General features: G+C 64.9%; 10 protein-coding genes and 1 pseudogene. 7 read left to right on the forward strand and 4 right to left on the reverse strand.

Annotation, left to right across the window (positions count from 1 at the left end; all coding sequences use genetic code 11):
• The 3 genes from DB30_RS42030 to DB30_RS39255 form a co-directional block, all read left to right on the forward strand.
• A partial coding sequence (locus DB30_RS42030; RefSeq protein ID WP_205633174.1) for a hypothetical protein occupies positions 1-253 on the forward strand: 253 nt, incomplete at its 5' end.
• A 22-nt stretch (positions 254-275) separates the two neighbouring features.
• Complete coding sequence (locus DB30_RS42930) at positions 276-410, forward strand: hypothetical protein (RefSeq protein WP_276204419.1); 135 nt, start codon at positions 276-278, stop codon at positions 408-410.
• A 2-nt stretch (positions 411-412) separates the two neighbouring features.
• Positions 413-727, forward strand: coding sequence for a hypothetical protein (locus tag DB30_RS39255; protein ID WP_052559076.1), 315 nt, complete (start codon positions 413-415; stop codon positions 725-727).
• A gap of 59 nt (positions 728-786) precedes the next feature.
• On the opposite strand, the gene DB30_RS39260 is transcribed toward DB30_RS39255, so the two are convergent.
• From DB30_RS39260 to DB30_RS39270, 3 genes are all read right to left on the reverse strand, one after another.
• Positions 787-2,106, reverse strand: a complete 1,320-nt coding sequence (locus tag DB30_RS39260; RefSeq protein WP_240480433.1) for a myxococcus cysteine-rich repeat containing protein — start codon at positions 2,104-2,106, stop codon at positions 787-789.
• Positions 2,107-2,708: 602 nt separating this feature from the next.
• Positions 2,709-3,995, reverse strand: coding sequence for a hypothetical protein (locus tag DB30_RS39265; RefSeq protein ID WP_052559081.1), 1,287 nt, complete (start codon positions 3,993-3,995; stop codon positions 2,709-2,711).
• Positions 3,996-4,152: 157 nt separating this feature from the next.
• Positions 4,153-5,445, reverse strand: coding sequence for a hypothetical protein (locus tag DB30_RS39270; RefSeq protein WP_052559083.1), 1,293 nt, complete (start codon positions 5,443-5,445; stop codon positions 4,153-4,155).
• A 107-nt stretch (positions 5,446-5,552) separates the two neighbouring features.
• On the opposite strand from DB30_RS39270, the pseudogene DB30_RS39275 reads away from it, so the two are divergent.
• From DB30_RS39275 to DB30_RS39290, 4 genes and pseudogenes are all read left to right on the forward strand, one after another.
• A pseudogene (locus DB30_RS39275) lies at positions 5,553-5,723 on the forward strand (aldehyde dehydrogenase family protein); the annotation flags it as partial.
• 3 nt (positions 5,724-5,726) lie between these two features.
• Complete coding sequence (locus DB30_RS39280; RefSeq protein WP_052559085.1) at positions 5,727-6,116, forward strand: DUF779 domain-containing protein; 390 nt, start codon at positions 5,727-5,729, stop codon at positions 6,114-6,116.
• A 100-nt stretch (positions 6,117-6,216) separates the two neighbouring features.
• On the forward strand, positions 6,217-6,540 hold the full coding sequence (locus tag DB30_RS42935) for a GMC oxidoreductase (protein WP_146662704.1): 324 nt from the start codon (positions 6,217-6,219) through the stop codon (positions 6,538-6,540).
• A 16-nt stretch (positions 6,541-6,556) separates the two neighbouring features.
• On the forward strand, positions 6,557-7,879 hold the full coding sequence (locus DB30_RS39290; protein ID WP_052559088.1) for a hypothetical protein: 1,323 nt from the start codon (positions 6,557-6,559) through the stop codon (positions 7,877-7,879).
• 505 nt (positions 7,880-8,384) lie between these two features.
• Here the strand turns inward: DB30_RS39290 and DB30_RS42035 are convergent.
• The coding region (locus DB30_RS42035) for a serine/threonine-protein kinase (protein ID WP_477181450.1) at positions 8,385-9,068 on the reverse strand (684 nt) is incomplete at its 5' end.

A 9,068-nucleotide genomic window follows, 5' to 3' on the forward strand; every position in this document is an offset into this window, starting at 1 on the left:
CTACGGGGCCGACGAGCCGGGCGGGAACCTGCATGATCTTCGCAGCGTCACGCTTGCGCCGATCACTGGCACAGCCGATGTTCGGACGGACACCCAGAGAGCAGGACTCGTGCGAGATGACTACCTCAACACAACTCACAGCCCCAACGCCTCCACCAAATGCGCGGTTCCGGATCACGCTGCTCGTCGTGACCTTTATCGCTATGGCAATGTGCAGCGCCCCCGCGGGTGCGACATCGTGCCCGTTCGGTGAGTTGGTCTACCTAGTTGATCCAGTGGTCTCGGTGATCGGCGGCCCTGGTGACGCAGTGCAGGAACAAGAACGCTGGGAGAGCTGGGTTCCCGTTATCGAGGGAACCCAGTTGATGAGCATCGGCGAGCAGGGCTTCGAACTCGAGAGTGGGGAATAGCGATGATCGATCGAATCACAATCAGTCTGGCTCTCGCGCTCGTGCTTGCGTTGGGTGCCGCTCAACTTGGCAGTTGTATCGGACGCTGTGATGACTCGGAGACGCTCGAGCCGCTCGAGTCGGCCGAGTATGTGATAATTAATCGCCGCGGCCCGCTCAGGCCGGGCTACGAAGACCTGGTCGGCGCCCAACTCATCATCGACCGAGACGCCGAGACCTCCATCATTCGCTACACGCGCGACGGAACCACCTACGAAGTGCGACACGCATTGGATGCGCCGTGCCCCGCACGATCGCGCGGGGCGGACGGTCCCTGACCTCGTTGATGCGATTGAAGGCAGGTCGCGGCGATCGCTGTTGGTGTGCTGAAGCCGGCTCACTCGCCTCGGCTGCATCGCCGACGGTAAAACAGGGCCGGGAGAACCAGCAACAGCGCGGCCGGGCTGGCGCGACGGTGAACCCTACACTCACACCCGTCGCCGCCCAGCTCACTGCCGCCTAGATCATCACTGCCGCCGGTCTCGGACGTGGCGCCGCCCGTGTCGCCAGCAGGCTCGACAGCGCAGCTCGCATCGCAGCCATCTCCATTGATCACGTTGCCGTCATCGCACTGCTCGCCGCCTTGCACGACTTCGTTTCCGCAGACCACGGACCGACGGCTCAGCCCAAACCAGTGAGGCGTTGCGCCGAGCCGCGACGATGCACCCATCGCCACAGGCCAGTCATCGCCGTTGATCAGCGGCAAGGGGACCGGCGCTGGTGCTGGGACGGCATCGGGGGTGAGCAGGGCATAGCGTCTGTGCCCCGCGGTCCCGCGGACCTCGGACTCGGATCGATTGGCCAGCGCCATCTTCCCACGGGCCGGAACATCTGACTCGACTGGGCTAGGAGCGATCGAGAGGGTCCCCGCAGCATCGACGAGCAGCTCGAGATAGCCCAGGTCTGGGCCCGCGAAGGTCTCGGTGCTGTAGGGCAGCAGGCAGATTGACAGGTCGAGATCGCCGGTACAGGTGCCGCTGCCAAGATCAAACACGCGGAAGTCGAGCTCCACCTCGTCCACGGGGTCCCCAGCGGTGTCGAAGGTGGTGACGATCGGAAAGTCCAAGGACGAGTTGTGGGTCGTGGCCGCCACGAAGTAGTCCGTGGTGGCGTAAGCCGCCCCGTAGCGCCTCGCGCCGGGACTTGGGCTGTCTTGTCCGTAGCTCCAGGTCATCCCCTGAACATCCCGAACGGCCCAACGGCGGACAACCTGCAGGGAGTCGGGCTGCTCTGCTGACGCCCACAACACAAACACCGTGTCGACTCCCAGAGCGAGCGCGGGGTTGCCCCACGTGAGCCCGCTAGCGCCGGGATCAATGACCTCCGGTCCCGTGAACCCTGCGCCGCTGTCCTCGTACAGCACGACGCGATGAGCGGTGTCCACCGCGGCAAAGTAGGCCGAGCCCCCCGCTACGGCCACCGAAGACGGTGACGGTGTGCGGATGGATTCGGCGCCAACGATTGAAACGAGGTCCGACTCGAGCGGCGCCTGCGGAAAGATGATGTCATCCCAGAACACGAGCTCGGTCGAGCGGTGCGGGTATAGTGCGCTCAGGCCGTCAATGTCGTCGCGTCGCCACTCTCGGTAGGCGCCGTTGTTGGCTCCGAGCACCGAGTTCATCGTCCCCGCGTTGCCGCTGGGGTTGTTTCCGAACAAGGCGCCAGGCGGGCATTCGGGCTGGGGGTCGTCTGCGTGGCGGAGGCCAAAAGCGTGGCCCATCTCGTGGAGAAAGGCCGTGAACGTGTCCGCTCCTGAATCGAGATGGTGGATGCTGACCCCAAACCCGGTGCCGGCCGGACACTGAGGTGCAAGCGAGACTCTGACCTTGGGATCCATCATGCCGGAGGGATCCATACATGCCACGGCGTTGGCTGACGAGCACCTATTCGCCATGCAGGAGAAACTATCCACTGTGATCCCCTTCGGCCGGTCCATGAACGCGTCGATGCCCATCTTATCGTAGTAGATGTCTTCGGTTGTATACCCCGCAAAACGCAGGCGGGGCCCCACTGCGACCTCATTGTGCCGCGAGATCGTCTCGAGGACGAATCGTTCAACCTCGTCCACGTCTAGCCCGCTATACTCGATCGTCGTTGTCGTACCGATGCTGATGTACACGGGAATGACAAAATCAGGAAAGGCCGATTTCCAGAGCTGCGCGAAGCCTGGGCGGGCGCAGTATGCATGCAACGTCGCGGGGCCCAGTGCGACGCTCAGCGCAAGCGCGAGCGGACCACTGATGCGAAGAATGCGGCGCTTCATCGGGACACCGCGCAGACCTCAGCCACCTTTTGGCCTCCCACCGGAAGGACACTCGCGGTGTACAGATAGCTCCCAGCCGTGACGACCGAGAGCACCTCACCAGCGCCTCGGGTTAGCTCCCAGCCGGCCTCGCCACTCCCGATGTCCGGGAAATACCAGATCTTCTCGACCAGAGCGCTGCCGTCGAACTCCGCGCCAACCAGATAGGTATCTCCAGCGCTCCCGAGCGCCACATCGTGGACCAATGAGATGGCCGCGCCGCTGGGGGCAGGGGCGATCTGCGAAGTATCGCTGGTAATCGACCAAGCGTAGCCGACGCCTGCTATGTCGATGTAGGCGTTGCCGCCAGCCACCGTTCGTGACGCCGAGGTGGCGATTGCGGACAACACCCAAGATTGGTCGCCGCCCTCCGAAATTATCTGATTGGTCACCTCTGCTCTGTCGGGGCTGTAAGTCCGTACGAAGGAGTGGAAGATCGGAGCATGGTGGAGTTCGGAAGTCAGGTCTGTCCGGGACCTCCCCACGACCATGATCGAACCATCGGCGTGCTCCACCACGTCCGTCGCGTCTTCTTCGATGCCCAAGATCGAGAACCGGTCCTCCCAGACGATCTGCAGGGCGCCGTTCAGCTGGGCGACCCATCCGAGTTTCCCCACGGCGCCGACGACGATGGGGCCGTTGGCGCCATAAAACACGGACAATGCTATCGTGCCATCGGGGTCTGAGTAGGTCTGGCTGGAAAACGTGCCCGACTCGGACCGCGTCCCCACCCACGCAGAACCGGGCAGTTCTGGTTGCTCGAGGTACCCCACAAAGATCGCGTCGCCATTGGGAGATACCGCGATACCCCCGACTGACACCTCAGCGTCGCCATCGACAGGCACGAGTTCGTTGGAAGCTGACGAACCATCAAACTCCACGTCCATCACCCACGACTTGAATGTCGTAGAAGGGTCGTTGGACAGACCCCCCCAGCCGGCCACGAGTACTCCGTCAGGCCCTACGGCCACCCCGGCTGACATGCCATCCGCCCCACCCGGGTGGGCATACTCGACACACCACCGAACGACCCCGGACTTTAGACAATCGACATTGCAGCCGTCCCCATCAATTGAGTTTGCGTCGTCGCACTCCTCCGTTGCCTCGACGAGACCGTTTCCGCAGACAGCGTCTGCGTCGTCGTCATTGGCATCGGCGTCCGAGTCGCCGCCGATCGCCCCGGACCCGCAGCCAGCCACGGCCAGGGCGAGCGAGATGACTCCGACACCCGTTCTTCTGCTCATGCGAAGATGGTCCCAGGTCGGTTTCTCCGGGTCAAGCGACAACGCTGCGCAGCCGTCGAGAGCACGGCGCCAACAACGGCGCCGCATCGTCTCGCGGTCCAGCACCAGCCGGGTCGCGCGAGCGCGAGGGGACCAGCGATGCAAAGAATGCGGCGACTCATCGGGACACCGCGCACACTTCAGCGACCTCCTCGTCGCCCACCGGGACGACGCTCCCGATGTAGAGATAGCTCCCAGCTGTGACGACGGACAACACCTCGCCAGCACCTCGAGTCAGCTCCCAGCCGGCCGCGCCGCTTCCGAGGTCTGGAAAGTGCCAGATCTTCTGGACGATGGCGATGGCGCTGGCGTCGAGCTCCCAGCCAACCAAATAGGTATCACCGCCGGCCCCGAGCGCCACATCGTGGACACCGGACATGTCCGCGTTGCTGAGGGCAGGAGCGAGCTGCGAGGTATTGCTGGTGATTGTCCAGGCGTAGCCGGTGCCGCCTACGTCGACGTAGGCGTAGCCGCCAGCCACCGTTCGTGACGCCGAGGTGGCGACGGCGGACAACACCCAGGATTGGCCGCTGTCCTCCGAAATTATCTGAGTGGTCACCTCTGCCCTGTCGGGGCTGTAAGTCCGTACGAAGGAGTGGAAGATCGGAGAAACGATGTCGTCGACTTCGTCGAGATCTGTCAGAGACCTCCCCACGACGGCGATCGATCCATCAGCCTGCTCCGCCACGTCCGTCGCGTCTTCCTCGAGGCCCAGGATCGAGAACTGGTCCTCCCAGACGATCTGCAGGGCGTCGTTCAGCTGGGCGACCCATCCGAGTTTCCCCACGGCGCCAACGACGATGGGGCCTTTGGCGCCATAGAACACAGAGAATGCTATCGTGCCAGCGCGGTCTGCATAGGTCTGGGCCGAGATCGTGCCTGACGCGGACCGCGTCCCCAGCCACACCGCTCCGGGCTTTCCGGTTTGCTCGAGGTATCCCACGAGGATCGCGTCGCCGTCGGGCGACACCCCGATATCCCCGATTGACAGCTCAGCGTTGCCACTGACAGGCACGAGAACGTGGGACGCTGACGAGCCATCGAATTCCACGTCCATCACCCACGACTTGAATGGATCAGGGCTGTTGGACAGCCTCCCCCTGCCGGCCGCAAGTATTCCGTCAGGCCCCACGGCTACGTTCACCGACATGCCATCCGCCCCACCCGGGTGGGCATACTCGACACACCACCGAACGACCCCGGACTTTAGACAATCGACATTGCAGCCGTCCCCATCAATTGAGTTTGCGTCGTCGCACTCCTCCGCTGCCTCGACGACACCGTTTCCGCAGACGGCGTCAGCGTCGTCGTCATTGGCATCGGCGTCCGAGCCGCCGCCGATCGCCCCCGACCCGCAGCCGGCCACGGCCAGGGCGAGCGAGATGACTCCGACACCCGTTCTTCCACTCATGCGAAGATGGTCCCAGGTCGGTTTCTCCGGGTCAAGCGACAACGCTGCGCAGCCGTCGAGAGCACGGCGCCAACAACGGCGCCGCATCGTCTCGCGGTCCAGCACCAGCCGGGCGGGTGTGGACCAATTGTTATCACCTGTACCCCGCGCACGCGGCCTTTGGTGGCTACAAGCAGTCCGGCGTAGGCCGCGAGAATCACAAGATGATGCTCGCGCACTACCAGAACGTCAAAAACCTGTTGGTGAGCTACGACGAGAACCCGATGGGGTTCTTCTAGGCCATGGGTCTCTCGCGCGTGAGCGTGACGCCGGCCGCCGCACAGTGGTTGGCGCGGCTGCAAGCCGACCATGGGCCGCTGCTGCTGCACCAAAGCGGTGGCTGCTGTGATGGCAGCGCGCCGATGTGCTACCCGCTCGGTGACTTCCTGATCGGTCAGCGCGACGTGCTGCTTGGTCATGTGTGCGGGAGCGCCTGGTATATCGGCGGTAAGCAGTATGAGCTGTGGAAGCACACCCACCTGACCCTCGACGTCGTCGAGGGTCGCGGCTCAGGCTTCTCGCTCGAGGCCCCACGTGGGATTCGCTTTGTGATCAGCTCCCGGCTGTTCAGCGAGGCGGAGGTCCAGGGACTCGACGAGCCTGCTCGCGGTCCACAGCCGAGCGACGGGTAGTCGTGAGGATGTAGCTGGCCCGCCAGTGAGCCACCCACGGGTGGCCCGCTGGCGGGCGACTGTCCCGCTCACGGGCGCGAGCGGACCACCAACCCAAAGAATGCGGCGCTTCATCGGGACACCGCGCACACTTCAGCTACCTTCTCGTCGCCCACCGGGACGACGCTCCCGATGTAGAGATAGCTCCCAGCCGCGACGACGGACAACACCTCGCCAGAGCGAGGGCCACATCCTCGGCACCGCGGGCATGGGCGCCGACCCGGCCACCAGCGTCGTCAATGGTGACAAGCTGCATCACAGCTTGCGCAACCTCTACGTGCGCGGCGGCAGCAGCTTCACCATGGGCTCGACGGCCAACCCCTCGCTCACGATCGCCGCCGTGTCGCTGCGCTCGGCCCGGCGGGGGGTTGGCCCCAGGCGCTGATATAGTATCAATAGTCATGGACGCCTCCAAGCTCGCGGAGATTTTGTCGGATCGAGACACGACCCAGCGCGAACAACTCGAGTATCTGAGCGGCCACTGGACCAGCCTGTTTGCGCGCATGTCCAACGACGAGCTGCTCGTGTGCCTTCGGATCGTGCGCAAGCACTTCAAGTCGAAGAAGCTGATCACCCGGCGGGACCAGCTGATCGGCGGGTGGCGTCGCGATGGACTCGACGGCGCCGCGCCGCTGCCCAAGCCCCGTCCAGTCGAGCCGCCGGCCGACCCCCAGGCACAGCTCGCCGTCGACCCCGAGTCCCACCGCCACCCCGGGCTCGAGGCCAAGGTCGCCGCGAACCCCACCAGCGACTCGGCCTATCTCGTCTATCGTGACTGGCTCGAGACCCGGGGCCAGGTCGAAGAGGGTCGGGTGCTCATGGGCCCGCTCGCCGATTGTGAAGACATGCTCACAGAGGTCGAGTGGCGCTGCGGTTTCATCCGCAGCTGCACCGTCAAGTACACGATGGCGCGCTACGACGGCGACCTCCCTGATCTGTCGATCGAGCAGGTGCTCGCGTGGCTGCTCGACGATCCGGGCCCGGGCCGCCTCGTGAAGCACCTCGTGATCGGCCTCGCGCGCCACGACGCCAACAACTACGGCGGCGCGTGCGAGGTGATCGGACGCCACCCGCGGCCGCTGCTGCGCGAGCTGTCGATCGGCCAGTTCAACAGCGACGAGTGCGAGCTCAACTGGAGTACGATCGGCGACGCGTCGAGCATCTGGTCGGCGCTGAAGCAGCTGCGCAAGCTGTTGCTGCGCGCGGGGTCCATGGAGCTGGGCGGTATCTACCTGCCCGAGCTGCGCGAGCTCGAGACCGTGACGGGTGGCATGTCGGACGCCGCGTTGTTGGCGATCACCAGGGCGACCTGGCCCCAGCTCGAGCGGCTCTCCCTGCAGATCGGCGCGAGCCATCAGGGCGCGGCGACCGACGTCGCCCTGCTCGACCCCTTGCTCGAGGGGCGTGGTTTTCCGCGGCTCGGCGAGCTGGGTGTGACCAATTGTGAATTCACCGACGCGGTGTGTGATCGCCTGGCCGACGCGCCAATCCTCGCGCAGCTGCACACCCTCGATCTCTCGATGGGTACCATGACCATGAGGGGCGTCGAGTCGCTGGTCGAGATCGAGCGGCGGGGTGGCTTCACCAAGCTCGAGCGGTTGATCGTCGAAGACAACTATCTGCCCGCCGCGGCCGCCGTGCGCCTGGAGTCGATGGCGACACACGTCGTGTTTGGAGATCAGCGCGAGAGCTCCGGGCGATACTATGCGTCGGCGTACGAGTGAGCGTCGGCGCTCCAGGTGGCTGGCGGGGTGCATCCACGTCGCCAGCGACCCGGACAGCGATTTGCGAGACGCGGAGCCCTTCGCGGGGGTAGGCTCGGGCCATGCACCGGACCGCCTTCACACTGCTCACGCTGGTTCTCATCGCCATCCCGTTGACGGCTGACGCAGAGTATCGCTACCTCTGTACATCGGTGCCAGGGGCTTGCGAGTACACACCCGCCAACGTCCCGAAGTTGGTCGCCGACGTCTGCTACAACCCCGCTAACAATGCGGCCAAGGTGAAGGGGACGCCGCCATGTCCGACGGGGACCAGCGCGTTCACGGTTATTTATGGGGAGGTTCTGGATCCCGCGACGGGGGACGTGGCCGCGTATGCGCCGCTCGATGACGCGTGCGGGGCGGGGTTCTGTGTCGACTATGTCCCGCACGACGACCCGCAAGAATACCCGATGTGTTGTGAAAGCGGTGGGCCTTGTTGGCCCGGCTCCGGTTGCGGGGGCGTGCTCTATTGGTGCCATGACGGTGTTTGCAACGAAGACGGCACCGTCACTTGCTTCAATGCAGAATTGTTCTGAATGGCGCTAGCCACCGCATAGCCCCGTTTTCGGGCGTATTGTTCGAGATCATGGTCGTCGGCGTCACGAGCAAAGAGAGCCATGAGTTGCCACGTCAACGCGGCGTCTTCGTACATGACCTGTCGCTCGAGCTCGGCCGCAACTACGCCGCTCGCCAAAGCAAGCTCGCGAGACGATCCCGCCTCGAGCGTTGCACGCTTCGCCGACTCGAGCCGCCGCAGCGCGCCGTCCACGTCGCCGGCTCGGGCAGCATGAATGGCGAGTTGGCCTGAGCAAGTAGCGAGCGTGCCGCGGGTGAACTCGACCCCGCCCGCGCCACGCCTCGGCATCAACTGCGTGATCACCCCCCCAACCAGTACGACCGCAACACCGAGCACGAGCGCATCCCGCCACGTTCGCCGCCGCTGCCGGGACCCGATCGCCGTCATCAACGCCTCCATGCTAGGAAAGCGGTCCGCCGGGTTCGGCGACAACCCCCGCCGTAGCGCCCGCTCCACGCGACGCCCTCCGCGTGGCGCCCCCACGGCACCAGCGAGGATCGCCCGCACCCGATCCTCGATGCTGGTCGCCGCCGTGCAGGCCCCAAACGGGTTGACGCCGCTCAGCGCGTCCCA

The organism is Enhygromyxa salina (assembly GCF_000737335.2).
Lineage (GTDB): Bacteria > Myxococcota_A > Polyangia > Nannocystales > Nannocystaceae > Plesiocystis > Plesiocystis salina_C.